Origin of the sequence: Enterococcus sp. ZJ1622, assembly GCF_011038845.1 — a bacterium.
GTDB lineage: Bacteria > Bacillota > Bacilli > Lactobacillales > Enterococcaceae > Enterococcus_B.
In genome coordinates this window covers 15,865-42,774 of the sequence record NZ_JAAKDW010000008.1, presented here as the reverse complement: position 1 = coordinate 42,774, position 26,910 = coordinate 15,865, and the positions used below count along the sequence as shown (strand labels likewise).

Annotated in this window: 25 protein-coding genes; 8 read left to right on the top strand and 17 right to left on the bottom strand. The window is 43.1% G+C overall.

All coding sequences use genetic code 11. The features are described 5' to 3' along the window. Positions 1 to 52: 52 nt before the first annotated feature. The 3 genes from G7Y42_RS08945 to G7Y42_RS08935 all read right to left on the bottom strand — a co-directional run bounded on the left by G7Y42_RS08945 (position 53) and on the right by G7Y42_RS08935 (position 2,746). On the bottom strand, positions 53 to 1,564 hold the full coding sequence (locus tag G7Y42_RS08945; RefSeq protein ID WP_165038062.1) for a phosphomannomutase/phosphoglucomutase: 1,512 nt from the start codon (positions 1,562 to 1,564) through the stop codon (positions 53 to 55). A gap of 18 nt (positions 1,565 to 1,582) precedes the next feature. Continuing rightward, positions 1,583 to 2,038 (bottom strand): arginine repressor, encoded by a 456-nt coding sequence (argR, locus tag G7Y42_RS08940; RefSeq protein WP_165038060.1) that lies wholly within the window; start codon positions 2,036 to 2,038, stop codon positions 1,583 to 1,585. Positions 2,039 to 2,128: 90 nt separating this feature from the next. Then, on the bottom strand, positions 2,129 to 2,746 hold the full coding sequence (locus tag G7Y42_RS08935; RefSeq protein WP_165038058.1) for a GyrI-like domain-containing protein: 618 nt from the start codon (positions 2,744 to 2,746) through the stop codon (positions 2,129 to 2,131). A 222-nt stretch (positions 2,747 to 2,968) separates the two neighbouring features. Between G7Y42_RS08935 and G7Y42_RS08930 the strand changes: the two genes are divergently transcribed. Together G7Y42_RS08930 and G7Y42_RS08925 are read left to right on the top strand one after the other, a co-directional pair. Beyond that, a complete protein-coding gene (locus G7Y42_RS08930) occupies positions 2,969 to 4,342 on the top strand; it encodes an MFS transporter (protein WP_165038056.1) in 1,374 nt (457 codons plus the stop codon). A gap of 78 nt (positions 4,343 to 4,420) precedes the next feature. Further along, positions 4,421 to 5,527: an FAD-dependent oxidoreductase gene (locus G7Y42_RS08925; RefSeq protein ID WP_165038054.1), complete on the top strand. Its 1,107-nt coding sequence runs from the start codon at positions 4,421 to 4,423 to the stop codon at positions 5,525 to 5,527. Between the two features lie 53 nt (positions 5,528 to 5,580). On the opposite strand, the gene G7Y42_RS08920 is transcribed toward G7Y42_RS08925, so the two are convergent. The 7 genes from G7Y42_RS08920 to G7Y42_RS08890 all read right to left on the bottom strand — a co-directional run bounded on the left by G7Y42_RS08920 (position 5,581) and on the right by G7Y42_RS08890 (position 13,000). Beyond that, complete coding sequence (locus G7Y42_RS08920) at positions 5,581 to 7,227, bottom strand: phosphoenolpyruvate carboxykinase (ATP) (protein WP_165038052.1); 1,647 nt, start codon at positions 7,225 to 7,227, stop codon at positions 5,581 to 5,583. 190 nt (positions 7,228 to 7,417) lie between these two features. Beyond that, a complete protein-coding gene (locus G7Y42_RS08915; RefSeq protein WP_165038050.1) occupies positions 7,418 to 8,017 on the bottom strand; it encodes a LysM peptidoglycan-binding domain-containing protein in 600 nt (199 codons plus the stop codon). A 376-nt stretch (positions 8,018 to 8,393) separates the two neighbouring features. Next, positions 8,394 to 9,557, bottom strand: a complete 1,164-nt coding sequence (gene queG / locus G7Y42_RS08910; protein WP_165038048.1) for a tRNA epoxyqueuosine(34) reductase QueG — start codon at positions 9,555 to 9,557, stop codon at positions 8,394 to 8,396. Positions 9,558 to 9,579: 22 nt separating this feature from the next. Beyond that, positions 9,580 to 10,344 carry a hypothetical protein gene (locus tag G7Y42_RS08905; protein ID WP_165038046.1) on the bottom strand — a complete coding sequence of 255 codons (765 nt, stop codon included), beginning with the start codon at positions 10,342 to 10,344 and terminating at the stop codon, positions 9,580 to 9,582. A 149-nt stretch (positions 10,345 to 10,493) separates the two neighbouring features. After that, positions 10,494 to 11,420: a metal ABC transporter substrate-binding protein gene (locus tag G7Y42_RS08900; protein ID WP_165038044.1), complete on the bottom strand. Its 927-nt coding sequence runs from the start codon at positions 11,418 to 11,420 to the stop codon at positions 10,494 to 10,496. Then, positions 11,421 to 12,260: a metal ABC transporter permease gene (locus G7Y42_RS08895; protein ID WP_165038042.1), complete on the bottom strand. Its 840-nt coding sequence runs from the start codon at positions 12,258 to 12,260 to the stop codon at positions 11,421 to 11,423. Next, on the bottom strand, positions 12,257 to 13,000 hold the full coding sequence (locus G7Y42_RS08890; RefSeq protein ID WP_165038040.1) for a metal ABC transporter ATP-binding protein: 744 nt from the start codon (positions 12,998 to 13,000) through the stop codon (positions 12,257 to 12,259). The genes G7Y42_RS08895 and G7Y42_RS08890 overlap by 4 nt, the downstream gene beginning before the upstream one ends. Positions 13,001 to 13,248: 248 nt before the next feature. Here G7Y42_RS08890 and G7Y42_RS08885 point away from each other — a divergent pair, with 248 nt between their 5' ends. Then, the gene (locus tag G7Y42_RS08885; RefSeq protein WP_165038038.1) at positions 13,249 to 14,622 is read left to right on the top strand and encodes an amino acid permease; all 1,374 of its coding nucleotides are present in this window, start codon (positions 13,249 to 13,251) and stop codon (positions 14,620 to 14,622) included. 58 nt (positions 14,623 to 14,680) lie between these two features. Here the strand turns inward: G7Y42_RS08885 and G7Y42_RS08880 are convergent, their stop codons facing one another. From G7Y42_RS08880 to G7Y42_RS08865, 4 genes are all read right to left on the bottom strand, one after another. After that, positions 14,681 to 15,607 (bottom strand): LysM peptidoglycan-binding domain-containing protein, encoded by a 927-nt coding sequence (locus G7Y42_RS08880; RefSeq protein ID WP_165038036.1) that lies wholly within the window; start codon positions 15,605 to 15,607, stop codon positions 14,681 to 14,683. 114 nt (positions 15,608 to 15,721) lie between these two features. After that, positions 15,722 to 15,892 (bottom strand): hypothetical protein, encoded by a 171-nt coding sequence (locus G7Y42_RS08875; protein WP_165038034.1) that lies wholly within the window; start codon positions 15,890 to 15,892, stop codon positions 15,722 to 15,724. Further along, a complete protein-coding gene (locus tag G7Y42_RS08870) occupies positions 15,889 to 16,566 on the bottom strand; it encodes an NAD(P)H-dependent oxidoreductase (protein WP_165038032.1) in 678 nt (225 codons plus the stop codon). Before G7Y42_RS08870 ends, G7Y42_RS08875 begins: the two co-directional genes overlap by 4 nt. Before the next feature lie 90 nt (positions 16,567 to 16,656). Further along, positions 16,657 to 17,562 (bottom strand): AraC family transcriptional regulator, encoded by a 906-nt coding sequence (locus G7Y42_RS08865; RefSeq protein WP_165038030.1) that lies wholly within the window; start codon positions 17,560 to 17,562, stop codon positions 16,657 to 16,659. Positions 17,563 to 17,736: 174 nt separating this feature from the next. Between G7Y42_RS08865 and G7Y42_RS08860 the strand changes: the two genes are divergently transcribed. From G7Y42_RS08860 to G7Y42_RS08840, 5 genes are all read left to right on the top strand, one after another. Further along, the gene (locus tag G7Y42_RS08860; protein WP_165038028.1) at positions 17,737 to 19,194 is read left to right on the top strand and encodes a glycoside-pentoside-hexuronide (GPH):cation symporter; all 1,458 of its coding nucleotides are present in this window, start codon (positions 17,737 to 17,739) and stop codon (positions 19,192 to 19,194) included. 17 nt (positions 19,195 to 19,211) lie between these two features. Then, positions 19,212 to 20,246: an aldose epimerase family protein gene (locus G7Y42_RS08855; protein WP_165038026.1), complete on the top strand. Its 1,035-nt coding sequence runs from the start codon at positions 19,212 to 19,214 to the stop codon at positions 20,244 to 20,246. A gap of 2 nt (positions 20,247 to 20,248) precedes the next feature. Next, positions 20,249 to 21,436: a galactokinase gene (locus G7Y42_RS08850; protein ID WP_165038024.1), complete on the top strand. Its 1,188-nt coding sequence runs from the start codon at positions 20,249 to 20,251 to the stop codon at positions 21,434 to 21,436. 157 nt (positions 21,437 to 21,593) lie between these two features. Next, positions 21,594 to 22,985 carry a Y-family DNA polymerase gene (locus G7Y42_RS08845; protein ID WP_165038022.1) on the top strand — a complete coding sequence of 464 codons (1,392 nt, stop codon included), beginning with the start codon at positions 21,594 to 21,596 and terminating at the stop codon, positions 22,983 to 22,985. Then, entirely contained in the window at positions 22,948 to 23,340 is a 393-nt protein-coding gene (locus G7Y42_RS08840; RefSeq protein ID WP_165038020.1) for a hypothetical protein, read from the top strand. The genes G7Y42_RS08845 and G7Y42_RS08840 overlap by 38 nt, the downstream gene beginning before the upstream one ends. Before the next feature lie 437 nt (positions 23,341 to 23,777). On the opposite strand, the gene G7Y42_RS08835 is transcribed toward G7Y42_RS08840, so the two are convergent. From G7Y42_RS08835 to G7Y42_RS14915, 3 genes are all read right to left on the bottom strand, one after another. After that, positions 23,778 to 25,157: an FAD-dependent oxidoreductase gene (locus G7Y42_RS08835; protein ID WP_165038018.1), complete on the bottom strand. Its 1,380-nt coding sequence runs from the start codon at positions 25,155 to 25,157 to the stop codon at positions 23,778 to 23,780. Positions 25,158 to 25,306: 149 nt separating this feature from the next. Beyond that, positions 25,307 to 25,975 (bottom strand): YetF domain-containing protein, encoded by a 669-nt coding sequence (locus G7Y42_RS08830; RefSeq protein WP_165038016.1) that lies wholly within the window; start codon positions 25,973 to 25,975, stop codon positions 25,307 to 25,309. A gap of 110 nt (positions 25,976 to 26,085) precedes the next feature. Then, entirely contained in the window at positions 26,086 to 26,844 is a 759-nt protein-coding gene (locus G7Y42_RS14915; protein ID WP_206215480.1) for a DnaJ domain-containing protein, read from the bottom strand. Between the last annotated feature and the right edge of the window lie 66 nt (positions 26,845 to 26,910).

Sequence of the window (26,910 nt, the reverse complement as noted above, 5' to 3'; positions counted from 1 at the left end):
ATCCGCAATAAACATAACATTACTTATGTTATTCAAGCAACTGCTTTTCAAATTATTCCTGCTTGTCAATGATCAAAGGCTCGACTGTCGGATATTCAGCCAATGCGTGCGCCAACTCTTTTAAGACCATGGGATTTTTACCAGCTTCATCGTTTTCGATCTGTAAGACAAGTAGTGGTTCGTGTAAGCTGAGGCGAAGCAAGAACCAGCCACTTCCATATGGACTGCTCAGATCATATCGTATTCCTTCTTCGTTGTCTGTATTTGCTGTTATACCCGTTTTTCCTTCTAATTGTTCAGCTACCCCTGCAATGATCTGCTGTCCCTCTCGTTTAGGATCGTCTCCGTTCAATCGCAGTCTGATTTCTTGTACTTCCACTGGTTGTGCCAGTTCTTTGATATGATCATCAAGAGAAAGTCCTCTTTCCCTCAAACTAGGGAGCATCATCAGGATCTTTGCAATGACATATGCGCCATCATCTAAAAAATAATTTTCTTTGAATGCAGCATGTCCGCTTGTCTCAATCGCCAATGGTGCATCCAGTCCAGCCTTGTTCAATTCGATCGCTTTGTTGATCACATTCCGGTACCCTGAGATATAACGGACTTGGATACCGCCTTTTGCTTCGATGAATTGCTGTAAGTGCGTAGAAGTCGGAGAATTGGTAACGATTCTTGCACCTGGATAGTCACTTAAAACCATGGTACTCAAAACGGCAATCAGATTGTTCCGGTTGATGACTTGTCCAGAAGCTGTGACTACTGCTGAACGATCGACATCTGTATCAAAAATCACACCAAGGTCTGCTTTATTTTCTAAAACGGCCTGTTTGATACTTGCCATCGCTTCTTTATTGTCGGGATTGGGGATATGATTAGGAAAATAGCCGTCTGGTTCCAGAAATTGTGAACCCGTCGTATCTGCACCGAGTTCCTGTAATACGTATTCTGCGAAAAAACCGCCTGAACCGTTACCAGCATCCACTACGATATGCCAGCCCGCCAATGGTTTTGTTTCTTGACTCCCGATTCCTTTTCTGATTTTTTCAACTAGATCTTTCGCATATGGTTTAAGGATATCTGCCATTTTTCTTTTCCCAGTTTTCTCGTTTCTGCTGGCAGTTTCGGCCGAAAGAATCCATGCGACATCTTCTTTTTCTGCTCCTCCAGCTGGCCGGAAAAATTTCAGCCCGTTGAACTCATACGGCAAATGACTTGCAGTCAGCATGACAGCAGCATCACACTTGAATTCTGCAAACTGTGTTGCCATGAACATAGCAGGAGTTGTCGCTAATCCGAAATCGATTACATTTATTCCTTGCGAAATCAGACTTTGGATCAGTGCTTCCTTTAATTCTGGACCGCTTATTCTACTGTCTCTGCCTATTCCGACGGTCAAACTACCGGCTTGGTAAGCCTCTTCTTGTTCTTTTCTTAACCAGCTGACAAGGCCCCATCCGATCTTTTCTACTGCTTCGATAGTCAAATCAGCGGCCCTTTCTTTTGCTGCAATAGCGATCCCGCGGATGTCTGATCCATTTTGCAACGCTTTCATTTCTGTCATGTCATCATTCTCCTTTCCTTATTCCCTCATATTTTCCAATTTGTCTGCAAAAGCTTCCGCCTCTTTTTCCGATCGGCAAATAATGATGAAGGTATCCACACCAGCGATCGTCGCTACTACTTCTGGATATTGGGCTTCATCTAACCAGTTGGTGACAACATCTGCACCGTTTTTTTCGGTCAGCACAACGATCATGAACTGGACGACTTGGATCCGTAAGACCTCTCGTTTTACAGAGCTGCGCAAACGATCTTCAGTCAAAGATACAGAAGGCTGGCTGAAGAGTGAGTAGCGGATATTTTTATTTTCATCTTGTGTTTTGATTAGTTTAAGCTCTCGGATATCACGTGAGATCGTTGCTTGTGTCGCACGCACACCGGCTTCTTGTAAACGTGCCAGCAGTTCTTCTTGTGTACTGATCGGATATTCTGTGATAATTTGGCGAATCAATGCCTGACGCTGGTTTTTTTTCATAATAGACACCTCTCGTAACTAATTATAGCAAAAAAAAATAAATTTTGCGGTTTTTTTGGTATTTTTTACTTTTATTTTTTGTTTCTTCTTTTAGTCGATCGCTACGCGTAAAATTGTTTTCATTTTTTCAGGTACTGCTTTTCTTGGATCACTTAAGTATATCTCTTTGTGCTCTTTCGAAAGTCTCTCATGACCTTCTTGCTGGATGAACATCTCCAGTTTTTCAAAGGTTTCCGGTTCATCATCGTACGGCCCGATGTGCAGGATCTGCGCTACTCTTCCTTCTTCTATCGAAAGAAATTCTACCTGATCTGCTAAATCTGCCGGGAGTTTTGCAGCAGCGCGTACAAGTGCTTCTTGTGCGATGTCTTCGGTCACAAAATCAGGCTGTCTGATCATGAGCTGATAAGAAAAATGTTCTTTTTTCATCACCTTTTCCTGTAAGAATTTTTCCTGGAGTCCCCATTGCCCTTCTAGCGGATAAACCGTGTATGGCAGATAACCGGGTATCTGCCAGTCTTTTTTGGGAGCCATACGAATGGTGTAACTGACAGCATACAGACAGGCAACACGTCTTTGAAAGTCCTCTTGATTCGGATCACCGATGCCTTTGATGCTGAAGAATTGCTGGGTGGGTAATTCTAAAATCTGCGGTTTCTTTTTTGCACTGTAGCTAGGATCTGATTTTCGCCATTCGATTTTTTCCATGTGTCTCCTCCAACGTCCATTTTTCTCTTATTTATTCCTATAATAACTCTTTCGTGATGCCTTGGCTAATCTTATTGACACTGTTTTTATGTCTATGCTAGAATGAATGCAGATGAATAAATCGTACAGATAACACGTAATCACGTGTCGAGAGAGAGGCGATTTCTATTTGACAAATAGAAATCTCTCTCTTTTTTTACGAAATTTTTTAGAGGTGATCTTATGACAAAACAAAAACAACTGCTGCTAGTTCCAGCAGTGATCGCAACGGGGATGATGTCATTTGCGGGAGTCCTGATCGAAACCGCGATGAACGTCACGTTCCCTACATTGATCGAACAATTCCATTTGACCACATCGCAAGTCCAATGGGTAACGACTATTTACTTGCTGATGATCTCCATCGTTGTACCGCTTTCCACCTATTTGAATCGGAATTTCAGTATCCGAAATCTGTTTCTACTTTCCAATTTGCTGTTTCTGGCTGGTATTTTAGTTGATTTCTTCTCGCCGACCTTTATGATCCTACTTTTTGGTCGTCTGCTACAGGGGGCTGCAACTGGGATCGCTTTACCACTGATGTTCCATATTATTTTGACATTCGCACCAATGAGCCGCCGGGGAGCGATGATGGGCGTCGGTACGCTGACAACTGCAATCGCACCTGCGATCGGGCCGACTTATGGGGGGCTTTTGACTTCTAATTTTACTTGGAATCATATTTTTCTGTTTCTCGTACCAGTCTTACTCGTCTCTCTTGTGCTTGGCCTGTTCGCTATCCCGAAAATGCCTGTTCACAAAAGCGGTCGCTTGGATGTACTGAGTATTTTCACTTTATTCTTGTTCTTTAGCGGCAGCTTGACTTTTCTAAGTACTTTAGGCACATGGACAAGCTGGCTCGGACTTGCGATTGGGGTAATCGGGGTGATTCTTTTTTATCGCAGAACCAAAAAAATCGATGATCCTCTGATCCAGTTTTCGATTTTTTCGAACCGATCTTTTCGACTGTTTCTGTTCAGTTTCTTAGTCTATCAATTTTTATTGCTGGGTGTATCTTTTGTCTTGCCGAATTTTATCCAGATCGTTCAAGGAAACAGTCCTTTTGTCGCTGGCTTGTCTATGCTTCCTGGCGCAGCAGTAGGTGCTTTGCTTTCGCCAGTATCTGGTAAATTGCTGGATCAATATGGTCCTGGAAAACCGATCATGGCTGGGCTGATTCTTTCATTTATCGGCTGGTCTGCACTCGTTTTGCTTTTGGGCCATGTTTCTCTTGGTTGGCTGATTGCTTGTCATGTCGTTTATATGATCGGTATCGGGCTTTCTTACAGTAACATGATGACCACTGGGATGAATGCCTTAAGTGATGAGTTCCAGGCAGATGGCAATGCGGTATTCAATACGCTGCAGCAATTCTCCGGGGCAGTGGCGACTTCTCTTGTGGCTGTGATCATCGGGCTTGTTCAGAGTCATGCTGATTACAGCTATGAATTCTCTACTACCTTAGGATCCAAAGCTGCTTTAGGCGTTTTGCTTCTTTTATTACTAGCTAGCTTCATTAGCTTTATCCGCTACAGTACTCGCACCAGCAGATCATAAGTAACAGACACACGGCAGACGGTTGCATCTGCCGTGTTTTTGTGTGAGAATGTATAGCGAAAAAAAGGAGGCTTTTTTATGGAAAAAATCGCCATCATCGGCGGTGGGATCATCGGGATGACACTAGCAAATTATCTGGATACGTCTAAATTTGCTGTGACGTTATTCGATGATCAGACAGGACAGGCAACAAAAGCCAGCGCAGGAATCATTTCTCCCTGGTTATCCAAAAGAAGGAACAAGCAATGGTATCAGCTGGCTAAAGACGGCGCTGCCTTTTTCCCTAAACTGATCCAAGATTTTGCACTCGATCAGTCGATTTATGCCCAATGCGGGACACTTCTTCTCCGTCCAAAAGAAACATTGACGGATTTAGCAGAATTAGCTGAGAAACGCCGGGAGGAAGCTCCGGAAATCGGACATATCGATTTACTGTCACCTGAGCAGACGGCAGACGCACTTCCTTTACTGAAACCAGCAGATTCTTTGCGTATCAGCGGAGGCGGACGTCTGGATGGCAAAGCCTATCTGGAACATCTCGCCCTTCGATCTGCCAATAGGAAAGTAGAGCTAGTAGCTGGACACGTGACCTTGAAAAAATCTCAGGATACCTGGTGTATTCAAGGGGAATTTGGTGAACGTTTCTTTGACCGTGTCGTATTAGCACCTGGCCCTTCTTTAAAACTACTTTTAGCCCAGATCGGTTATCAAGCAGATATCCGTCCGCAAAAAGGACAGCTAGTCGTATTTGACACACCTTATACTGTCAGCCAAGAATGGCCAGTGGCGATGCTTGACGGCGAAGCAGATTTTATCCCATTTATTAACGGAAAGATTTTGTTAGGTGCCACTCATGAAAATGAAGAAGGCTGGGATCTGACTCCTACTCCAGAGGCTTATCATTCTCTGACAGAAGGGACAAAGCACTTTATGGCTGAACCTGCACAACTGGATCAATGGCCGCATCATCTGCGTGTCGGAACACGAGCTTATACTTCTGATTTTGCGCCATTCTTCGGTCCGTTGCCTGATGACGCAAGTATCTTGGCAGCAAGCGGACTTGGCTCTTCTGGTCTGACGACAGGCCCTTATATCGGTTACCTCTTAGCATCGTATGTAAACAGCGGGGTCTGGCAAGGAACGATGTATCAAAAAGAGATCGGAAATTATATTACTCGAGTCTAAAAAAACAGGAAAAGAAGAAGCTGCGAGAAAAGACTTGTCGCAGCTTCTTCTTTTTATGGAAATCCCTGCTGCCATTTTTCCAGCAAGCTTTTTAGACACTCTCCTGCTTCTGCGGGCAAATGATCGTAGCCTTCTTGCTCCTCGATAAATCGAAGGCGTACTGCTAAACGCTGTTTGAACAAGTCGATATACTGTTTTTCTTCCAGCGGGAGTGAAAAACCTGCAATCGGCAAATAAGAGATCTCTGATAATGGTCCAAAAGGCTCGAACTGAGTGGTCTGATGAACGATTTTTTCTATGCTCGTCAACGTTGTTTCAGGCGTCACCTTTTCCCCATTGAAATGTCCCGTATTCAAGATGTAGCATTGCGTGCGTTGTTTGCTGAAAAGATCCCTGAATGCCTGATAATCTTCTTGCAGCGGGTATGCTCGAAACGGATTCGCGAAGGGTTCGATCACTAACTGATCAAGCTGTGTATCTCTGATATTTTCTGCGCTTGATCGCTTCGTAGCAAGTGTCAATCCGAAAACGGCGGATAAGATCGGATCATTGATTCGAAGAACAGGTGGCAGCGAATCATCTTTCGTGAGCCAAAAAACAGCATCGATTTTTTCTTTTAAGTGATCTGTCCGGTTTGGCGTCACAAATCTCGATTTCACTGTGCGGCCATTCCCATTACGGATATCCGAAGTGACTAGCACTTTTTTCCCGTCAGGATCAAGTGTGACCCCTACGTTCTGGCATGTAAGGAAGAAATCGATTGACAGGTCATCTGCCGGATAGTCTTGTGTCTTGTCGAAATAAGCAGGTTCAAGCGCTGTGGCAGAACCATCTGACCGCGAAATCACAAAGGCGTCATCATGGAGGATCGTCACTGGCATTTTCTCCGAATGCTTGGCTAAGGTGATGGTCGACTTGCCTGAACCTGATAGTCCAAAAACAGCCATCGTATAAGCTGTATCCTCTAAACGATATTGCTTCATGCCGCCGTGACAGGCAACGAATCCATGCCGGTTCGCCATTGCCCAGGCAAGTGTCAATGTCGCTTTTTTCAGTTCACCGAAGTAGCGTAGTCCTAGTACTGCAGCAGCATTATGAAGCGGATCGAGCAGCACAAGTCCGTCTGGATAATCTGCATTTGTCCACTCAGGGTCGCAGAAGAGATAAAAATCGCCTTCTGAAAAAGCAGTGGATTGCTGATATTTCTCCTTTTCTGCGGCCGTTGCTAATTGAAAATTCAGCAAATACGAATAAAGATTGTTCTCGAAACCTTCCGGGATGAGCAGATGGCTCTGAGCAGAGAATGCTTTATCCAATCCCACGAACACTTTTCCCGAATAAAATTTGCGGTTTCGACTTTGATATACAGCTTCCCGCAGGATCTTTTCATATGTGGCGCAATCGACGTTTGGCTTCCCGATGATCCGCCTAGCTGAAGCCGTTCGTCCGACAATCTCTCCGTCATTGAAAACCAGTACTTTCGCTTCACTAGGCAATCCCAATTCGTTTACATGAGCAATCGGCAGATCCGTCTCGATCGTCCCTGCACTTTCTTTTGCCAGTTGATAGGCTTCGGTCAAATCTTTGATTTCCTGAACATTGTTTCCATAAAAAGCCGTCTCAATGATTGAGCGAATACTGGAAAACACTGGATTTTTCTCATTGATCTCAGTTTTCTGAAACATTGCTTTTGTCGTCATGATTTCTCCTTCGTTCTTTGATATGCCGTCATTATATATAAAACGTTTTCTTTTCTTATTATAACTTATCCAGTCTCTTCTTTACGACTATTTATGTTTCATTTGGGGAGTTTCGGACAAAAAGAACACAAAAAAACCGAGAGAACCGATAACAGTTCTCCCGGAATAATGATGATGGATGACAATCGGCTTAGTACCAGCCGTTTGCTAACCAGAATGTTTTAGCAGCGTCCCATGAACCATAACGAGATGTTACATATTGATCTGCTACGCGTTCTTGGTTTGCAGCTGAATAGTCGCCGTTCAAGTATGAAGCGTCTAATTGGTAACGGCCGATGTAGCGTCCGTTTGTTGCTGTGTAAGAACCGCTTGATTCTTTTTGTGCGATCCATTCTTTTGCTGAATTAGTCGTACTTGGAGTTGTTGCTGTTGCAGCAGCTGGGGCAGCAGGTGCTACTTCAACTGTTTCAACTGGGGCAACGTATGTATGTTCGTTCGTTGCTGTTTCAGTTGCTGTTGTGCTTTGTGCAGGTGCTGAAGCTTCGCTTGAAGTTGGGATCGTTAATTGTTCGCCAACAAAAATGCGGTTGATGTCTGCAATTGAATTTTTTTCAGCAATTGCTTGAATCAATGAATTGTCGCCTGCAAATTTTTGTGAGATCTTAGATAATGAATCACCTGATTGGATAGTATATACTTCATCAGCGTGAGCATCTGTAGTTCCTACAAACATTGCAGTGGCACCAGCAGCAAAAGTTGTTCCTAAAACGATTTTTTTAATTGAATTCATAGTAAGCTCCTTTATGTTCTCATGTTTTCTTTCAACGTCATTAACTTTATCATCTAGAAATATTTCATAGGTAAAAGAAGTATGACATTTGATGACAAAATGACGCATTATTTAATATTTGTAACATTTGAGACGGATAAAAAATCAGACTAAAGTCGTAGAACCTAATGAAATCAACAAAGGAAACGATTTTTCACGTTTTTTTATATTCCATGAAAAACATGTGTTTTTGTAATATTTCTCCTCATTTCTTGTAAAAAAACTCGATTTTTTTTATTTATTTCTCTCATAATTTATTAAAAAAGTGTAAAAAATAAAAAAAAACCAGTAATTGTTACAACAATTACTGGACAAATATTTGAAACCATGAAAGATATCACTTGTTTTTACGTCTGTTTTTCGTTTGCAGCATCTGCATTGCCTGCTGCAATTCCTCTCTGACTTCCTCTTCTGTTTCTTTTTCTAACGAATCAGTTAATACCGCTTGCCATTTTTCAGGCTCTTTCGTTCCTAAACGGCCAATTGCCCATGCCGCTGTTCCACGGATCACTGGGCGGATATCTGTCAGGCATTCTTCTATTTCCGGCAATGCACTGCGATCGCCCAAATTCGCCAAGGCTATCAGTGCGTTACGCTGCAGCGGTTTTTTCCCTCTCCAAGAACCTGCCAGATGTCCAAACTGCTGCTTGAACTCTTTATTTGACATCGAAAGCATCGGCTTTAATTTAGGATAGACTTCATCAGCTTTTGGCTCCATCTCTTCATGAAAATGAAAGTCTTTGCCTTGGTTATAAGGACAAACTAGCTGACAGATATCACAGCCATACACGACATTTCGCATCTTCTTCCTGTATTCTTCCGGCATCAGGCCCTTGGTTTGCGTCTGATAGGATAAACAGCGCTGGGCGTTCATCCGTCCGTCCCCCAATAATGCTTTAGTCGGGCAGGCAGTCACGCATCGAGTGCAGTCACCACAGCCGAACTCCCCGGGTTTGTCCGGTTCGAAGACGATATTCGTGATGATTTCGCCCAAATAAACGAAGGACCCGAATTCTTCGGTGATGAGCAGTCCGTTTCTTCCGATAAAACCCAGTCCTGCTCTCTGGGCTACTGCGGTATCGATCAGCTCTCCTGTATCTACTTGAGGCGCGAAACGCCATTCTTCTTCCTGCTGCCAGTATGCTGCTCTCGTTTGGATGAATCCGATCAGCCGATTCAAACGATCCCGTAAAATATCGTGGTAATCGATTCCCCAAGAAGCACGGGCAAATTGTCCACGTTTCTCATCTTTCGGGATCTCCTGATGGATTTTTGTCGGATAGGCCAATGCGATCGAGATGATCGATTTCGGCTCATCAAACGTTTTTTCTGGATAGATTCGTTCCTCGATCACGGGATGTTCAAATCCAGAAGTATGTCCAGCAGCTTTTTGCTCTTCTAATGACTCTTTCAGGTAGTCAAAAGGTTCAGCAGTAGTGAAGCCGATCTTATCGATGCCCAAACGCTTGCTTTCCTGAATGATCTCTTCTTTTAATGTCATCTTTTCTCACCTGTTCCTATTGTTAGCGACTGTATACTCCATAATATAATTTTTCTTTTTTGAGTTGTACAAACTGGATCTGCTGGTCGGTGATGTTCTTTTCTTCCATCCATCGTTTTCTTGCGGCGAATACTTCCCAGTAGTTGGTGGAGATCAGTTTTCTCTGATCATCCAGTGCGTTGAAGAAATTAAGTGACACCGGTTTGGTATGGAGAAGCTCATGCAGGCGCATCTGCTCCTTTGGCGGAAATTCAGAAATATCCCGTGAATACAGCACTTCTTCGTATAGATTTTTTTGCTGGAAATAAGTAAAGGTTTGCGGGATCTTACCGGGCCGTGCGATCAGTACGAGTCGATTATAGAATAAATTCATTAATTTGCTGTTAGCGATAAATGCACTTTTATAGTAAGCAGATTGGATTTTTTTGATGACTCCTTCTGCGCCGATTTCTGAAAATAAAGCAGGCCACGCATTCATTTTGGTTTCATTGCCTTGTTTGACTAACACGCCGGGGACAAATCCGACTGAAGAAAGAAAGACAAAATAGCCGATACCCGTTTCTTCATCTAACGGCTGAAATTCGTCAAACAGCCATTTTCCCGGATAACGTTCTTCTAGCGGCGGCTCTTGCTGTGTTTCATTTTCTTTCTGATTTGCTATGAATAATCCAGCCATCTCCGTTTCAAGAAATTGAAGGTCCTGATCCTTATCTGCGTTCATTTGCTGATCGATCTGGTCGAAGAGTGCTTCTTTGATTATCTGTTTATCTTTACGTGTAAAATTCATAGCGTCACCTTCCTTTCTTTCCTTTAACTATAACGGAATTTAACGAAAAAGGATATCCGTATGCTAAAAAAACAAGTGAAATTTCTCCTTGTTTTTCTCAAAAAAAATGCAGAAAATCGGCTTCACAGCCAAGTCTTCTGCATTTCTTGCTAATCTGTATTCTGCGAAAGTCCTTTATGGATCGTCTCGATGTTCCACTTCATCATTTGATAATAGGAGTCTCCAGTCTCTCCTTTTTTTGCGATCGAATCTGTGAATAGCTTATCATAGATGCTTAAGCCTGTTTCTTTGGCTACACGCTCCATGCTTCTGGCATCGACACTTGTTTCGACGAATAAGACCGGAACTGCTGATTCTCTTACTTGATTCACGATCGACTTCATCTGATCTGGTGTCCCTTGGCTTTCTGTATTGATTTCCCAAATATACGCAGCGGGAAGGTCATATGCTTTTGAGAAGTACTTGAATGCTCCTTCGCTTGTGACCAACAGCTTCTTACTTTCTTCGATCGTCTGGAATTTTTCTTTTGCCTGTTCGTCTAGCGACTGCAGCTTCTCCATGTATGTTTCTGCATTTTTTTTGTAATCTTCTGCGTGTTTTTGATCTTTTTCAGAAAAAATCCTTGAAATTTCTTTCACATATTCGATTCCGTTCGACAGGTCTAGCCAGGCATGAGGATCTGCTTGTGTTTTCTTCTTGTCATTCGATAGATAAAGCGGTTCGACATTGGTACTCACAGCAAAGTAGTCTTTTCCTTCTTCTTTCTTAGCAGTATCCATCAAATTCGTAAACCAGCTGTTTCCTGTTTCGAGATTCAACCCGTTATACAAGATCACATCCGCATCGCTTGCCTTTCGGATGTCTTCCGGTAGCACCTCATACTCATGAGGATCTGTTCCTACTGGCACGATACTGTGGATCTTAACATGCTCTTTTCCGACTTCTTTAGCCATATCCGCCAAAATAGAATTGGTCGCGACTACTGAAAGCTTGTTTTCTTTCTTTGATTGACCGCATCCGGCTAAGAAAAAAGCCCCGACGATCGTGAACAAAAATAGCCATTTATATTTCTTCATTTAGTTGCTCCTTTTCTGAAATAAGATTCCTTTTGATGGCGAGAATAAAAATGCCAGGACGAAAAATACCGCACAAGCTAAGACGATCGTGGCTCCTGATGGCCAATTATAGCTGTAGCTGAAAAACACGCCGACCACCGCACTCATGACACCAATCGTTGCAGACAAAGCAATCATTTTTGCTAGATGATTGGTGAGAAGATAGGCTGTTGCAGCTGGTGTGATCAGCATAGCGATCACTAAGATCGTCCCGACTGTCTGCAGACTGACCACTGCTACTAATGTCAAAAAGAACATCAGTAAATAATGGATCAATCCCGTGTTCAACCCATATGCTTTTGCCATCATCGGGTCGAATGAAGTGATTTTCAGCTCTTTATAGAATAAGAAGACAAAGAGCAAGACGATGCCGCTGATCACGGCTGTCAGCAATAAGTCGCTTTCTCGGACAGCCAGCACATTTCCAAATAAAATATGGTACAGGTCAGTCGCACTCTGCGCAAAAGAGATCAAGATGATCCCCAATGCAAAAAACGAACTGAAGACGATCCCGATTGCTGTATCATTCTTCAATCGGCTGCGTTGCGTGACGAACCCGATGATTCCTGCAGTCAGCATCCCGAAAATCGTTGCCCCGAAAATGTAGCTGAACCCGAACATATAAGAAATCGCTACACCAGGCAGTACCGCGTGGGAGATCGCATCCCCCATCAGAGACATCCCCCGCAAAATAATAAAAGAACCGATGACTCCTGAAGCAATCCCGACCAATATGGAGGTGATGAGGGCATATTGCAAAAACTGGTAATTCATGATTCCTTCTATAAATGAATGGATCATTTGTTTTCCGCTCCTTTCAGCTGGCTGATGATCTCACCATATGCCCGCTGCAGATTTTCTGCGGTAAATATCTCTGAAACCGGTCCTGCTGCGATCAATTCCTGATTCAGCAAAATCACTTCATCGAAATAGGCTTCTACCTTATGCAAATCATGGTGGACGATCAGCAGCGTTTTTCCTTCTTCTTTCAGTTCTTTCAGGATCGAAAAGATTTTCTTTTCACTCACCGCATCGATCCCTACGAAAGGCTCATCCAGAAAAATCCATTCTGCTCCTTGCGCTAGCGCCCGAGCAATAAAGACACGCTGAAGCTGACCGCCTGAAAGCTCGCTGATCTGTCTCTTCGCATAATTGGACATCCCAACTTTTTCCAGAGCTTGAATTGCATGTTCCTTTTCCTTTTTTCCTGGTCGTTGTCCCAGACGCAATGAAGGATAGGTACCTAACAGGACCACGCCGAACACATCGATTGGAAATGACAGATCTAGCTCACTTCGCTGCTCAACATAGGCGATCTTTTTTCGTACTTCGCGGATTGCTTTTCCGCCAAAGACGATTTCGCCGGAAGTATTCGGTACCAATCCTAGTAAAGCTTTCATAAATGTCGACTTTCCTGCACCATTCGGGCCGATGATCCCAGTGATATTTTGCGGTTTTATGGCTACATCAATATCTTTCAAGGCTGTTTTCCCTTGATAAGCCGCTGAAAGATGCTGGATTTTTATTGTTGTGTCTATCATGTTTCACTCCTTTTTAGGTTTACCTAACTTTTTATTTAACTACAGTTTAACTAAAAAGGAAAGCATTTTCAAGTGTTAGCTTAAAAAATCTTTTAAATATCCCCTCGCATTTTATGAAAATTTTCTGTAGAATCACATCAAGAGTTCATTGAGACAAAAAAGAAAGAAATTGCTTGCTGCTTTTTCGTTGAGCCAGCTATTTTTTGTCTAATTTTTATCTCTTAGCTCATGAAGAAAGGAGTTTTTAGATGGAAGAAAAAAAATTGAACCGAAGTCTTAGCGCACGCCACATCCAGATGATCGCTCTGGGCGGTACCATCGGCGTTGGATTATTCATGGGTGCTTCTTCTACCATACGCTGGACAGGGCCTTCTGTCATGGTAGCGTACGCAATCGCAGGTTTCTTTTTATATCTGATTATGCGGGCTTTGGGTGAGATGCTTTATATTGATCCTTCGACAGGTTCGTTCGCCAACTATGCGAGCGAATATCTCCATCCAGTCGTTGGTTATCTGACGGCTTGGAGCAATGTCTTTCAATATGTTGTCGTGGGAATCAGTGAGGTGATCGCAGTTGGTTCCTATATGAATTACTGGTGGCCTGATTTGCCTGCTGTTATCCCTGGTGTCATTGTCGTTCTCTTTTTGATGCTGGCAAACCTTGTCTCGGTGAAAGCATTCGGGGAACTGGAATACTGGTTTTCGATCATCAAAGTCGTGACGATTGTTTTAATGATCATTGCAGGTCTCGGTGTGATTCTATTTGGATTCGGCAATCATGGTCAGGCAGTAGGGATTTCAAATCTGTGGAAGAATGGTGGCTTCTTTACTGGCGGGATCAAAGGATTTTTCTTTGCGTTGTCAATCGTGGTCGCTTCTTATCAAGGCATCGAACTGATTGGGATGACAGCTGGCGAAGCGGAAAATCCGAAAAAGACGATCGTCGAAGCGGTTCAGTCGACGATTGGACGAATCCTGATCTTTTATATCGGTGCAATTTTTATTATTGTCAGCATTTATCCATGGGATCAGCTAGGAGAAATCGGCTCTCCCTTCGTCCAAACCTTTTCTAAGATAGGGATCACATTTGCCGCAGGGCTCATCAATTTCGTTGTGATCACAGCAGCTTTGTCAGGATGCAATTCTGGTATATTTAGCGCAAGCAGGATGATCTATACACTGGCGGTGAGCGGAAAGATGTCCAAAAAATTCCTCAAGCTTTCGCGACATGGGGTTCCCTTCTATCCGGTCGTTGCGATTTCTGGCGGGATTTTTATTGGTCTGGTTCTGAATTACCTTTTGCCGCTGTTTTTCGATCATTTCGAGAATATCTTCGTATTTGTGTACAGTTCGAGTATCCTGCCGGGAATGGTTCCATGGATTGTGATCTTACTCAGTGAGATACGGTTCAAAAAGGCTCATGAAGAGAAGATGGCGAAGCATCCTTTCAAAATGCCGCTTTCTCCTTATACGAATTATCTGACTTTAGCATTCTTAGCAGTCGTCCTTGTCTTTATGTTCATCAATCCAGAAACAAGGATCTCGTTACTGATCGGGTTCGTCTTTTTACTTTATATGACGCTCCATTATTTTCTTCGGGAACGTAGAATGCAAAGAAAATAAAAAAATCTGGAATGAAGATTTGAGATCGAATCTTCATTTCAGATTTTTTGCTTTTATACTAATTCAATTTCAACACTTCACCGGGTGTCAAGAAATAATCATCCATGCTCATCCCATTCAGCGCCAAGATCGTCTCTACTGGCACACCTGTCCGTTGCGCAATCTGATTGGGTCCTTCTCCTGCCAGAACAACAGTCGAAGCTCCTTGCGTGCTTTGACTGCTAGCTGTTGTCTCGTTTGCCGAGGCGCTTCCTGCATATTCGCCATACTGGCTGGATGAGGTTTGGGTCTCGCTTGCTGTAGTCGATCCAGTAGTTTCTGCTGTTTCTGATGGTTCTGTCGTTTCAGATACCGATTGGCTGCTGGCTGTCTCTGCCTGTAAAGCAGCACTTGTCCGCAGATAAATATCTGAGATTTTAGCGACTTGGTTCGTATAATTCGCAGATAACTGATTGATCAGCGTAGCCAGATCGACACCGGATTTGTCATCTGCTGCTTGATAAGCTGATCTTAACTTGCTGATCCCTTCATCAGATATCGCTTGAAGTTCCCGTGCTTTTTGGTTTGCAATCGCTGATAAGCCGGCAACACCGTCCGTATTGTTTTGGATCTCTGCCTGGTATTCTTCGATCAGCACAGGTGTTTTCTCATCGATTTGTTTCGAATAATCAGTGACGACTGCTTCAAGCTGCGTTTTCAGATCCTTTTCTTCCGTTTTTTTGTCCGATGACTCTGTCTGTTTCGTCTCGGAAGAAGTTGTATCTGCTGTTTTTTTGGATTTCACTGTCTTTGTCTCTGATGTGACTGCGCTTTTTGCACTTGATGTGTTTTTCCCGTGGAAGTACAGTCCAGCGATAGCTCCGACTGCCAGCAAAAAGACTGCGGCTGCAGCCCCGATCTTCATCCATCGTTTTCGAGCTTCCTGTTTTTGCTGCCGTCTGCGGGTCATACGGACGTTTTCTTCTCGTTCATTGTCATAATTCATTTTTTCACCACCAGTTTATTTATGTAAAATAGCGTTATCAATACATGATACCTTTATTGTAGCAAATAAACGAGATTCTGCACATTGTTACCCGTGTTATTTATGACGAAAAATTCACCATTTTCGATGGTTCCAAGATTCTCCGTCGATTTCGCCTTTTAGCTGGATAATCCGTTCGTCGGTTTCAGCTATCAGCTTTTGTGTCTCATAGAGCAAGGCACGGCTTTCATAATCTGCTTGTCTGCTCAGTTCTTCCAATTGCTGCTGCAGCCATTCGTTCGTCATAGCGAAGTTCCTTTCATTTCTTGTAATGTGAATGTCAAATCTTCAATTTTTTCTTTTGCTTCGATCAATTCATCAATGACATACTTTTTCCTTTGCGGATCTGCTTGTTCCAGTGACTGATTCTCCTGCAGCTGCTGGATGAACCATTCGATCCGATGCACCAGTGACGGCTTGTCTTCTAAAGTGAGGTACTGCTGATAGGCGACGAGTTTCTCCCAACGTGTTTCTTGTGTCTGGTACATGAATTGCGCCATCACAAAAGGCGGTAAGTAAGTCATCTGGAATTTATGGGCAATACGCTGATACGGCCGTAAAAATTCTGAGAGTGTGTACTCTTCTTTCCCGCCGGCTTGATATTCTTTTTCAGAAACGCCAGTCGATAAGACGATCCCTAATTCTTTCCCTTTCAATGCTGCTTCTGCGTGCTCTAAAACTGTGTCTTGCCACATCTTTAGATGCGCAGGTGCGCTGTACCAGTAAAAAGGAAATTGAAAAATGATCCGATCATGTTCGCTTAATAACTGCAATTCAGCCTCCAATTCGATCTTTCCCTCTGGATAAAGCGACTCCAGATGATGCCATGTAACAGGCAGATTGGCAGAAGCCTCTTTGAAAAACTGCTGATTCAGCGATTCTTCGATAGTCGGATGGCTGACAAGGATCAATGTCTTCATCTCTTTTTCTTCCTTTCTTCTATATAGTTCTTGTTCAATAGTGTAGCATACCGGTTTGAGCATTGTTTGTTTTCATGCTTTTTTCTGTAGTTAAGTGGACCAGGAGACGACCGCTTGTTTTTCTAATTGCTTTTTCAGGGATTCTAGCGTGATATTCTTGAGGTCCTCGTTTTTCATGCGTTTGCGGTAACTCGTTGCTGTTTCTCCTGTACTTTTTTTGAACATGCGGCTGAAGACGACCAGACTGTTGAAGCCAACCTGATAGGCGATATTCTCAACTGATTCATTCGTTAGAGAAAGCAGGAATGCTGCACGATTGATCCGAACGCCGATCATATATTCCTTGATGCTTGTGCCCATATGATTGTGAAACACTCGAGATAAATGACTCCGATTGACAGCTAAATGCTTTGCGATCCCCTCAACTGTGAGCTGTTCAGCATAATGCTCCCCGATATACTTGACCGTCTCTACGGCTAAAGGAGAGTACACCTTTTGTTCGCCTAAACTGATTTTCCCGCCATCTTCCAGCAGAACTGCTAAAAAACGATAAGTAAGCGAATTCAAATAAAGTTCATTAGCTAAACTTTCGGGAGAATAATTCATACATTCCAAAATAATATCAATATATTTCTGGATATTCGAGGAGATCATCGTATATTTGTCTTCTTTAAATAGCGAATGCCGGATGATCTCATCTGCTTCTGGTCCTCCAAAAGAAAGCCAGAAGTAGATCCACGGCTCCTCTGCATCAGCTAGATAAAAAGTCGAATCTCCCGGCCGGATCAAAAACAAATCACCTTTTTTCAAATGGTACTGTTTGTTTTTGACATGATAAGTTCCTTTTCCTTCCATAACGATATGCAGAATATAATCTTGACGGATCGCAGGACCAAAGGAATGAAAGGGCAAGGTCTTGGAGAAGCCGCAAAAATCAAAATACAGTTTCTTATCCAATTGCTGGTGTTCTTTTTTCAGAAAAATCGCTTGTTCCATCAAACCACTCCTTTCCTCTCTTAGTATAATGCAACAAAACGTTAAATAAAAGTCACAGAAATACGTTAAAAAGGAAGCGATTTCTTGGTAAATTGAAGATATTAAAAGATCTTTGCTATTCATTGTAACCGGTTCACTTTTTATTGTATATTTAACAGGAAAGGAATATAAATTATGAAAAACAAAATGATGCAGCGTATCTCTTATGCTTTGGGGGCTTTCGGGCATGATACCTTCTACGTTACACTGAGCACTTATTTCATGGTCTTTGTCACAAGTCAGATGTTCGCAGGTGCAGATAAAGCAACAACAGCCAAAATGATCGCCACTGTTACTAGCCTGGTGGTCGGTATCCGTCTGGTGGAGATCATTTTCGACCCGCTGATTGGAGGAATTATTGACAATACTCGTACGAAATACGGAAAATTCAAGCCTTGGCTTGTGATCGGCGGTGTTGTGAGCTCTTTATTACTGATCGTCATCTTTACCAATTTCTTTGGATTAGCTACGCATAATACGACATTATTTATCATTTTATTTGCAATCGTTTTCATTCTGTTGGACAGTTTTTATTCCTTCAAGGATATCGCTTTTTGGTCGATGATCCCTGCATTGAGTACAGAAACGAAAGAACGCGAAAAATATGCGACATTCGCTCGTTTCGGTTCATCGTTAGGCGCAAATGGGACGACACTGGTTGTTGTACCAATCGTAACCTTCTTTACTTACCTTGTTACGCATAAACATATTGAAGGCGCTTCAGGCTGGTTCTGGTTCGGCGTGATCGCTGCAGTGATTTCAGGTGGAACAGCGATCCTTACAGCGCTAGGCACAAAAGAAGTGGATACAGCGATCCGTCAACAAAATGAAAAAGCTGGAATCAAAGACGTGTTCAAAGCCATCGCTCAAAATGACCAGTTGATGTGGCTAGCTCTGGCTTATATCGCCTATGCCATCGCGAATGTAGCAACAACTGCTGTCTTGTTCTACTTCTTCAAGTATGTGTTAGGACAACCAACTGAATTCTGGATCGTCGGATTGGTTGCTGCTTTACTTGGTTTAGTCGCTGTACCGCTGTTTCCAGCTTTGACTCGTATGATCTCCCGCCGCTATGTTTATCTGGGCGGCATCACGATGATGATCTCTTCCTACTTTTTCTTTACAATTGCTGGTTCAAGTTTGCCAGTCGTCATCATCGGTTTAGTTTTGTTCTACTTCCCGCAACAATTGATTTTCTTATCTGCACTGATGACGATCACAGATTCTGTTGAATACGGACAATGGAAAAACGGCATCCGCAATGAAGCAGTCACATTATCGATTCGTCCGCTACTAGACAAGATCGCCGGTGCATTGTCAAATGGGATCGTAGGGTTCGTAGCCATTGCTTCTGGAATGACTGGAAATGCGACTGCTGCTGATATCACCACACATGGTGTAGCTACTTTCAAAGCTTATGCCTTTTATGCACCTGCAGCATTGATGATCTTCTCAGCTATCATTTTTGCCTGGAAAATCACCTTGACAGAAAAGAAACATGCACAGATCGTGGAAGAATTAGAAAACAAATTAACAACGACTGATCACGTCGAAGAAGACATTCACGATGATCTCATTGTTCCTCAGCACTAAGAAAGGATCGTATATAAATGAAGATGACAGAACAATCATTCGGTCAGGATTACCACTTGATCACTTTAGAAAACGAACAGGGTGTCACCCTCTCCGTCACTGATCTAGGTGCCAGAATCGTCAGTCTCAAAGCAGATAATGCAGAATTGATCTTGGGATTCGATTCTGCTAGCGAATATCTGGAAAAAGACCCCTATATCGGTGCCACGATTGGCCGAACAGCCGGAAGAATCGAAAACGGCCGATTTACCTTGGGAGACAAAACTTATCAAGCAGCAGTCGATCCAGCTACTGGTCACGCGCTTCATGGCGGTTCTCCCGGATTTGAATCAAAAAAATGGTCTTATGTTCTACTGAATGGCGAAAACGAAGCTTCCGTCCTCTTCACTACTACTAGTCCAGATATGGAACATGGTTTTCCCGGGACTTTAGATGTCGAAGTCCGATACACATTGACCCAAGAAAATGTTTGGCGGATCACCACGCGAGGAATCAGTGATCGTGAAACGATTTTCAATCCGACAAACCATGTCTATTTCAATCTGTGTGGCGATGTTTCACAACCTGTCGATCAGCATGAGCTTTGGGTCAACAGTGAAAAATTCGCTCCTTTGCGCTCTGACAGCATCCCTACTGGCGAGCAGCAGGAAGTAGCGGGAACTGCATTTGATTTTCGCAAAGCAAAAAATCTGGCTACTGTATTTGCCAGTGACTTCGAGCAGAAAAATTTATTTGAGGGGATCGACCATCCTTTCTTCTTGAAAGAATCTGGATTGGACAAACCAGCTGCCTGCTTGACTAGTCCAGATAAAAAAGTGCGAATCATCCTGTCGACTGATGCCTCAAGTGTCGTTATTTTCACAGCCAACTTCGGCGAGGATACACCTGTTATGCATGGAAAAAAACTGGCAAACCACGGCGGGATCACTTTCGAAACACAGACCGCACCAGGAGCCGAACAATATCCTGGATTTGGTTCGATCCGTTTGCTGCCACATGTACCTTTTGAAACAACTACTGAATTCAAAATCGAAACAAGAGAGGATCTTTAACTATGGAAATCAAACGAAGCCTGAATACTAAATTTGCCGAAATCTTCGGTCCTAAACCAACTGCACAATATTTTTCACCTGGTCGTATCAATCTGATCGGCGAACACACTGACTACAATGGCGGTCATGTCTTCCCTGCCTCTATCACTTATGGTACACAAGGCGTCGCAGCTTCTCGGGAAGATGACAAAATCTTAGTTTATTCGACCAACTTCGACGATATCGGCGTCATCAGCTTCACACTAGATGAATTAGACTATGACAAAAAAGCCAACTGGGCGAATTACGTCAAAGGAATGGTATTGAAACTGAAAGAAGCTGGTCATCCGATCGATCACGGATTTGAATTATTAGTAGAAGGAACGATCCCGAATGGCGCCGGACTTTCTAGCAGTGCCTCTTTAGAATTGCTTGTCGGTGTCGTATTAGAAGATCTATTCGACTTGACGACGGATCGTCTGGAACTGGTACAAACGGGTAAAAAAGTGGAAAATGAATTTATCGGCGTCAACTCAGGGATCATGGATCAGTTCGCTATCGGCTTTGGTGAATTGGACAAAGCGATCTTGCTTGATACCAATACATTGAAATATGAAATGGTCCCAGTGAAGCTTGGCGATTATGCCGTTGTGATCATGAATACCAATAAACGCCGTGAATTAGCCGATTCGAAATATAACGAACGACGCAGCGAATGTGAAGAAGCGCTGGCACGTCTGAAAAAAAGATTAGACATCACTGCATTGGGTGATTTAAACGAAGCAGAATTCGAAGCAAACACTGATTTGATCGCAGATGATACATTGATCCGCCGTGCTCGCCATGCAGTCACTGAAAACCAGCGTACTTTAGAAGCAAAATCAGAATTGGAAAAAGGGAATCTGGAAGCATTCGGACAATTGCTGAATGACTCTCACCACTCGCTTCGTTATGATTATGAAGTAACAGGGATCGAATTAGACACATTGGTCGATGCCGCTCAAAAACAAGAAGGTGTCTTAGGCGCACGTATGACAGGTGCTGGATTCGGCGGCTGTGCCATTGCGCTCGTCAAGGAAGATAAGATCCCAAGTTTCAAAAATAATGTATACGACGAATACATGGAAACCGTGGGTTATGCACCTGAATTTTATGTCGCACATATTGGAAACGGCACAACCAAGATCGATCCAGAAGCTGTCCACGTTTAATACTGAAAAGCATCAAACATTTCGCATTCATTGAATGAACGGAACGATCCATCCGCAGTTTGCAAGAGTTGGTTTTACACTGACTTTTGCGAACTGCTATTTTTTTGTTGACACAAAAAGCGAACGTGTGTTCTAATTATGTAGAGGTGGTTTTGTTATGTGGGCAAATAAAAATCCTTATTTTATCTATGAAAAGGAACCTTCCAGAGATATCTTGTGCATCGACTGCAAGTCTTTCTATGCCTCAGTAGAATGTGTCGCCCGTAACCTTGATCCGTTGACAGCCAAGCTTGTCGTGATGTCTTACCCGTCTGATTCGATCGAAGAACGCGGCAGCGGATTGATCTTGGCCTCTAGCCCTGCTGCGAAAGAAGCTTACGGGATCACCAATATCAGTCGAGCTAGAGATCTGCCTTTCCCCTACCCGGAAGACCTGCATATCGCTGCGCCAAGAATGGCTTATTATATGGAAAAAAATAGAGAAATCAACAATATCTATAAGAAATACGCAGACGAATCCAATCATCACGTCTATTCTGTAGATGAAAGTTTTCTTGACGTGACGAACAGTATGGCGCTCTTCGGTAAGTCTACTGCTTACGAAATGGCTGCGCTTATTTGCAAGGATGTGCTGGAACAAACAGGAATCTACACGACTGTAGGGATCGGGGACAACCCGCTGCTTGCTAAATTAGCCTTGGACAATGGATCGAAGGATGGAAAAAAAAGGATCGCAGAATGGCGATACGAAGATGTACCGGATACGTTATGGCGTATCGCAGACATCACTGATTTCTGGGGCATCGGCAAACGTACGGCGAAACGGCTAGAACAAATGGGCATCCACACAGTTTACGATTTGGCACACGCTGATTACTATCGATTGAAAAGCCGTCTCGGTGTGATCGGCGCGCAGCTTTACGCCCATGCTTGGGGGATCGATCGCAGTTTTTTGGGACAAGAATATAGCCCAAAATCCAAAAGTATCGGCAATAGCCAGATTTTAGACAGAGATTATACACGAAGAGAAGAGATCGAGATCGTCATCAAAGAGATGGCAGATCAGGTAGGAACTCGTCTGCGGCGTTTAGGCGCCAAAGCACAAGTCGTTAGCCTTTGGGTCGGTTTTTCGCTAGGTTACACAGATCCCGCAGGAAAAACAGGCTTCCATCAGCAAGTGAAAATCGAACCGACAAATTCTAGTAAAGAGCTGGCTGCTGTTTTATTGCAGCTCTTCGATCACCATTACCGACAACAAGACATCCGGCGTTTGGGCGTCAACTGTTCTGATCTCGTTTACGCGACCGGTCTGCAGCTGAATCTTTTTGAAGATCCAAAAAAGCAGATCAATGACGAAAAAGTCGATTTTGTCGTAGATACGATCAGAAAAAAATACGGCTTCAAATCGATCATCCACGCACATAGTCTTCTTCAAGGCGGAAGAGCCATCGCTCGCAGTTCACTCGTCGGCGGACATGCAGGCGGGATGAGCGGATTGGAGGAGAACCAAAATGAGACGACGCACAGCGAAAATCTTTATCGACTATAATGAATACCGCGACCGGCCGTTTGGGTTGAAATGGGGCACTGCTTTTGCGATGGAGGAATTGATGCGAGGAATCAGACAAAACGAACAAGAAGCTCAGAAAGATCCTCTCCCTAAACCACAGATGACCCTTCATGAGATCGACCATATATTGACCGAAGCATTCTTGTCCCGTAAACCCGTCACTATCCAGCTGAATCTGAAGGATGATTTCGGTAGATTACTAGATGACATTGAGGGAAACTTCATCGGTGAAGCCTACGATGACTGCTTCGTGATCGACCAACACCCTATAATGTGGGAAGATGTCAGACATATCGAGCTGAAAGAAACCAGAAAATGGTTTGATCTTGCATAAAAAAGGGAGGTTGTGACAGAAGTGGGCAGCTTCAAGAAATAAGAAGGAATTTACGAAAATTGCTTCTTAAATTTTTGTGAAATTTCGGCTTATTTTCGAAGAAGCTACTTCTGGAACACCGTGTATGAGGTTGTGAAAACTGCGCTCTGCTTTGAGTAATAAGAGCACTGAACAGAAAATAGCTCCTCATATTTTCTTGTTCAGTGAGCTTATTACCGAAAAGCAGCAGTTGGAACACCGTGAATCAGAGGTTGTGAAATCAGCGTTTTGACCTGATTATTAGAGAGAAAAAATGTAAAATAGCTCCCCATATTTTACATTTTTATGAGCTAATATCGAAGGTTAGCAGATGGAACACCGTTTATTCGGAAAAAGGAGGCGTGACAAGACCTTTGTCACACCTCCGCCTCTCGTTTTAAATCCTCATTCGGGATCGATCATTCTACAAATGGCTCTTCCCCTAGTGCTTGCTGTGCTGCCAGATTCAGCATGCTCCATTGACGGTCGAATCCTGGCTGGAAGAAGAAGTCGGCTTCTGCCAGTTCTTCTACTGTCAATTTTTTCTGAACGGCAAGTGCTAAGACGTTTCCTTGTGCCGTGATATCATAATCAGACAAAACTGCTCCACCTAAAATCTGATGTGTCATCGGATCAAAGAACAACTGGATGGACACTTTTGTATTGCCGTGTTTTTCTGGTACATATTTAGGTCGCAACGTGTCTTCATAATATGCTGAACGGATTTCTATGCCAGCTTTCGCAGCGGTAAAGCTGTTCAGTCCACTTGCAGCAAAGTGATAGTCGAACACACTCAATGCAGAAGAACCGACAACTCCGCCGAATGGCTTGCTTGGGATCTTTTCAAAGAGATGCTGTACCACATAACGCGCTTCTCTTCTTGCCACAGTAGCTAAAGCGATCGGCATTTTTTTACGTGCCGGGATCGAATAGGCTAGTGTCGCATCACCTACTGCATAGACATCAGGAAGGTTTGTCTGCAAGTATTCATTGGTCTGTATCCAGCCGCGTTCGTCCAAATCGACTGTTCCTTTCAGCCATTCGGTATTCGCTTTGACCCCTGCTGCCTGGATCACTAGATCTGCTGGTATTTCTTGGTCACTCGTTTTGATTGCTTCGACTTTTTCGTCCCCTGTGAACGCTTCGATTTTCGCATTTGTCATGACCTTGATCCCATTGTCAGATAAATGTTTGGCAAGAATATCTGTCATTTCTGAGTCAAGATAAGTACCTAATGGGCGGTCGATCACATCAAGAAGTGTGACTTCTTTTCCTGCTTTACGAAAGGCTTCCGCTGCTTCGATCCCGATATAGCCGGCACCAATTACTGCAACATTTTTCACAGAAGGATCTTCTAGTTTTGTTTTGATTTTTGTTGCCCAGTTATATCCGCGCATCAAATAGACGTTTTCCAAATCCGTTCCTGGTACAGGCAAGGCATTTGGAGTGACGCCTGAGCTCAAAATCAATTTGTCATAAGGGAATTCTTTTGTCTGGTCATCTGAAGCGCTTTTTACAGTGACTGTTTTTTTCTCTGCGTTGATAGCTGTTACTTCGTGGTTATTTAAAATGTGGACATTGGGTTGCGGGAAATTTTCTGGTCTAAAATTACGAACATCGTTTACATCTGTGACTTGGTCTTCTAAATATAATTCCATACCACAAGACATAAAGGAGACATAATCCCCTGATTCGAATAATGTGATTTCGACATCTTCTCCATATCGGGACAATAATTCCAAAATTGACTGGTGCCCACCATGTGATGCACCTACAATAATAACTTGTGTTTTTTCCATAGATAAACCCTCCTCGAACATTGTTTATAATTATTCTAAACAGTTTAAACTTACCATTGACCTTGTTATAAATCAAAGGAAACGCATTTGCTCATTTATATAAAAAAACGGACAGGCTGGTTTGAACCAAGCTGTCCGTGATCCTTTACTCAACCATCGATACGATAAGCAGTATGGAGGATTTCATCTTTTGTGACGCTGTAAAAGCCTTTTTCTTCAGACCATTCCACATAAAGCAGATCTTCTACCGTTTCATGTCCTTCTTTTTTCAGATGTTCTCGTAACCAGCTTTCCTCCAATTGATTCGATCGAAGAACAGAATATTGGATCTGCCCTTCATCGATCAGTAAGATCGACAAGGCTTTATCATCCTCTGATTTTTTCAATACACTCATTTGTCCGGCATTTTCTAGTACGACATGTTTGGCATTTTCAAGAGAAAAGCAGCCTTGCTGTCTTAAGATTGCCCGCAGCTGCTCCATTTCGATGTGGTTTTTGGAAAGTTCTGCCATATTCAATACACCGTCTTTGATCAAGACAGATGGCTCTCCTTTGACCCAGCGATTGACCTTTTCATTTTTCTGTACGATCCTTTCGATCCCAAAAATCATGAGCGCCCATAACGCGATCGCAAACAAGACATGTCCTACATGTACATTGTCATCATAAGTAGATTCTTCCAGGATCCCGCCTAATACCAGTGTGTAAACCAAATCAAACGGGGTGATTTCAGACATTGATTTTTTTCCCAACAACCGAACAACCAGTAACAATCCCATCAAGCCAAACACTAATTTGAGCGCTATCGTAAAGAACATCCTTTTTCTCTCCTCACTTGTTCGTTATATCTCAATTATAGCGGGTTTCCATAAAAAAGGCGGGAGAAAGGCACATAGATCCTGCTTTCGTGCTACCTGATCAGCGAGCATTACTTGAGATGTCGATAAGCTTCGATGATCTCTTCGTATTTTTCTTTAGCATTTTCTTCCGTACTTTTATCTGGATGGTATCTCATGACTTTTTGTCGATAGGCTTGCTTGATTTCTTCCTTTGTCGCGTTTTCGCTGACACCGAGGATCAATCGGAAGTAAGCTTCAGGATCGAAGGGTTCCTCTTCTTGTATAGGTTCGTCATCAACTGTTTTCTCTTGGCTTTCTTCTTGCGGTTCTTCAGGATCTGGCTGTTTCTTTCTTCGACGGAAATGAGAGGACTGCCATTCGATTGAAAAAAAAGCGTTCAATTTTTGGTAGACAAGCGTTCGCGCACTGACAGTAAGCAGTGATACTGGGATTGCCAGCACGAATGTCCAAACCTGATCGAATGCAAGAAAAGATTCCATCAAATAAAATACGGTCAGGATATTCACGAACACGCCCATGACTTGCAGCGGATAGAATGATTTATATCGAATCAGACTCAGTAGCATCAGATAGATTAACGGAATACTCAAAAGGACCACAAGCTTCAAGCCAAGATGCAGCTCAGGCAGGCTATGATGAAAGTACTCGGCTGCAGTATATACTGTAGCAAAAGGTTCTGATTGCCACGCTCCTACTTTATATGGATTGAATAGCGCAAGTGAGAAGATAATCAAATAAACAGTGATCTCAGGGAATGCAAGAGCTGCTATCAACAGCCACAGACATAAAAGAAACAAATAAAAAATCATAAGAAACAGGAAAAACATCATAGCACCTTCCTTTCTGCTGATTATCCAAGTAAAAAGTGTGGGGAACTAGCCTTGATTGCCATT

What these genes read in the sequence shown, in the direction of transcription:
- G7Y42_RS08945 (WP_165038062.1), bottom strand. Translation starts at nt 1,564, where the DNA reads ATGACAGAAATGAAAGCGTTGCAAAATGGATCAGACATCCGCGGGATC.
- argR (WP_165038060.1), bottom strand. Translation starts at nt 2,038, where the DNA reads ATGAAAAAAAACCAGCGTCAGGCATTGATTCGCCAAATTATCACAGAA.
- G7Y42_RS08935 (WP_165038058.1), bottom strand. Translation starts at nt 2,746, where the DNA reads ATGGAAAAAATCGAATGGCGAAAATCAGATCCTAGCTACAGTGCAAAA.
- G7Y42_RS08930 (WP_165038056.1), top strand. Translation starts at nt 2,969, where the DNA reads ATGACAAAACAAAAACAACTGCTGCTAGTTCCAGCAGTGATCGCAACG.
- G7Y42_RS08925 (WP_165038054.1), top strand. Translation starts at nt 4,421, where the DNA reads ATGGAAAAAATCGCCATCATCGGCGGTGGGATCATCGGGATGACACTA.
- G7Y42_RS08920 (WP_165038052.1), bottom strand. Translation starts at nt 7,227, where the DNA reads ATGACGACAAAAGCAATGTTTCAGAAAACTGAGATCAATGAGAAAAAT.
- G7Y42_RS08915 (WP_165038050.1), bottom strand. Translation starts at nt 8,017, where the DNA reads ATGAATTCAATTAAAAAAATCGTTTTAGGAACAACTTTTGCTGCTGGT.
- queG (WP_165038048.1), bottom strand. Translation starts at nt 9,557, where the DNA reads ATGACATTAAAAGAAGAGATCATTCAGGAAAGCAAGCGTTTGGGCATC.
- G7Y42_RS08905 (WP_165038046.1), bottom strand. Translation starts at nt 10,344, where the DNA reads ATGAATTTTACACGTAAAGATAAACAGATAATCAAAGAAGCACTCTTC.
- G7Y42_RS08900 (WP_165038044.1), bottom strand. Translation starts at nt 11,420, where the DNA reads ATGAAGAAATATAAATGGCTATTTTTGTTCACGATCGTCGGGGCTTTT.
- G7Y42_RS08895 (WP_165038042.1), bottom strand. Translation starts at nt 12,260, where the DNA reads ATGATCCATTCATTTATAGAAGGAATCATGAATTACCAGTTTTTGCAA.
- G7Y42_RS08890 (WP_165038040.1), bottom strand. Translation starts at nt 13,000, where the DNA reads ATGATAGACACAACAATAAAAATCCAGCATCTTTCAGCGGCTTATCAA.
- G7Y42_RS08885 (WP_165038038.1), top strand. Translation starts at nt 13,249, where the DNA reads ATGGAAGAAAAAAAATTGAACCGAAGTCTTAGCGCACGCCACATCCAG.
- G7Y42_RS08880 (WP_165038036.1), bottom strand. Translation starts at nt 15,607, where the DNA reads ATGAATTATGACAATGAACGAGAAGAAAACGTCCGTATGACCCGCAGA.
- G7Y42_RS08875 (WP_165038034.1), bottom strand. Translation starts at nt 15,892, where the DNA reads ATGACGAACGAATGGCTGCAGCAGCAATTGGAAGAACTGAGCAGACAA.
- G7Y42_RS08870 (WP_165038032.1), bottom strand. Translation starts at nt 16,566, where the DNA reads ATGAAGACATTGATCCTTGTCAGCCATCCGACTATCGAAGAATCGCTG.
- G7Y42_RS08865 (WP_165038030.1), bottom strand. Translation starts at nt 17,562, where the DNA reads ATGGAACAAGCGATTTTTCTGAAAAAAGAACACCAGCAATTGGATAAG.
- G7Y42_RS08860 (WP_165038028.1), top strand. Translation starts at nt 17,737, where the DNA reads ATGAAAAACAAAATGATGCAGCGTATCTCTTATGCTTTGGGGGCTTTC.
- G7Y42_RS08855 (WP_165038026.1), top strand. Translation starts at nt 19,212, where the DNA reads ATGAAGATGACAGAACAATCATTCGGTCAGGATTACCACTTGATCACT.
- G7Y42_RS08850 (WP_165038024.1), top strand. Translation starts at nt 20,249, where the DNA reads ATGGAAATCAAACGAAGCCTGAATACTAAATTTGCCGAAATCTTCGGT.
- G7Y42_RS08845 (WP_165038022.1), top strand. Translation starts at nt 21,594, where the DNA reads ATGTGGGCAAATAAAAATCCTTATTTTATCTATGAAAAGGAACCTTCC.
- G7Y42_RS08840 (WP_165038020.1), top strand. Translation starts at nt 22,948, where the DNA reads ATGAGACGACGCACAGCGAAAATCTTTATCGACTATAATGAATACCGC.
- G7Y42_RS08835 (WP_165038018.1), bottom strand. Translation starts at nt 25,157, where the DNA reads ATGGAAAAAACACAAGTTATTATTGTAGGTGCATCACATGGTGGGCAC.
- G7Y42_RS08830 (WP_165038016.1), bottom strand. Translation starts at nt 25,975, where the DNA reads ATGTTCTTTACGATAGCGCTCAAATTAGTGTTTGGCTTGATGGGATTG.
- G7Y42_RS14915 (WP_206215480.1), bottom strand. Translation starts at nt 26,844, where the DNA reads ATGTTTTTCCTGTTTCTTATGATTTTTTATTTGTTTCTTTTATGTCTG.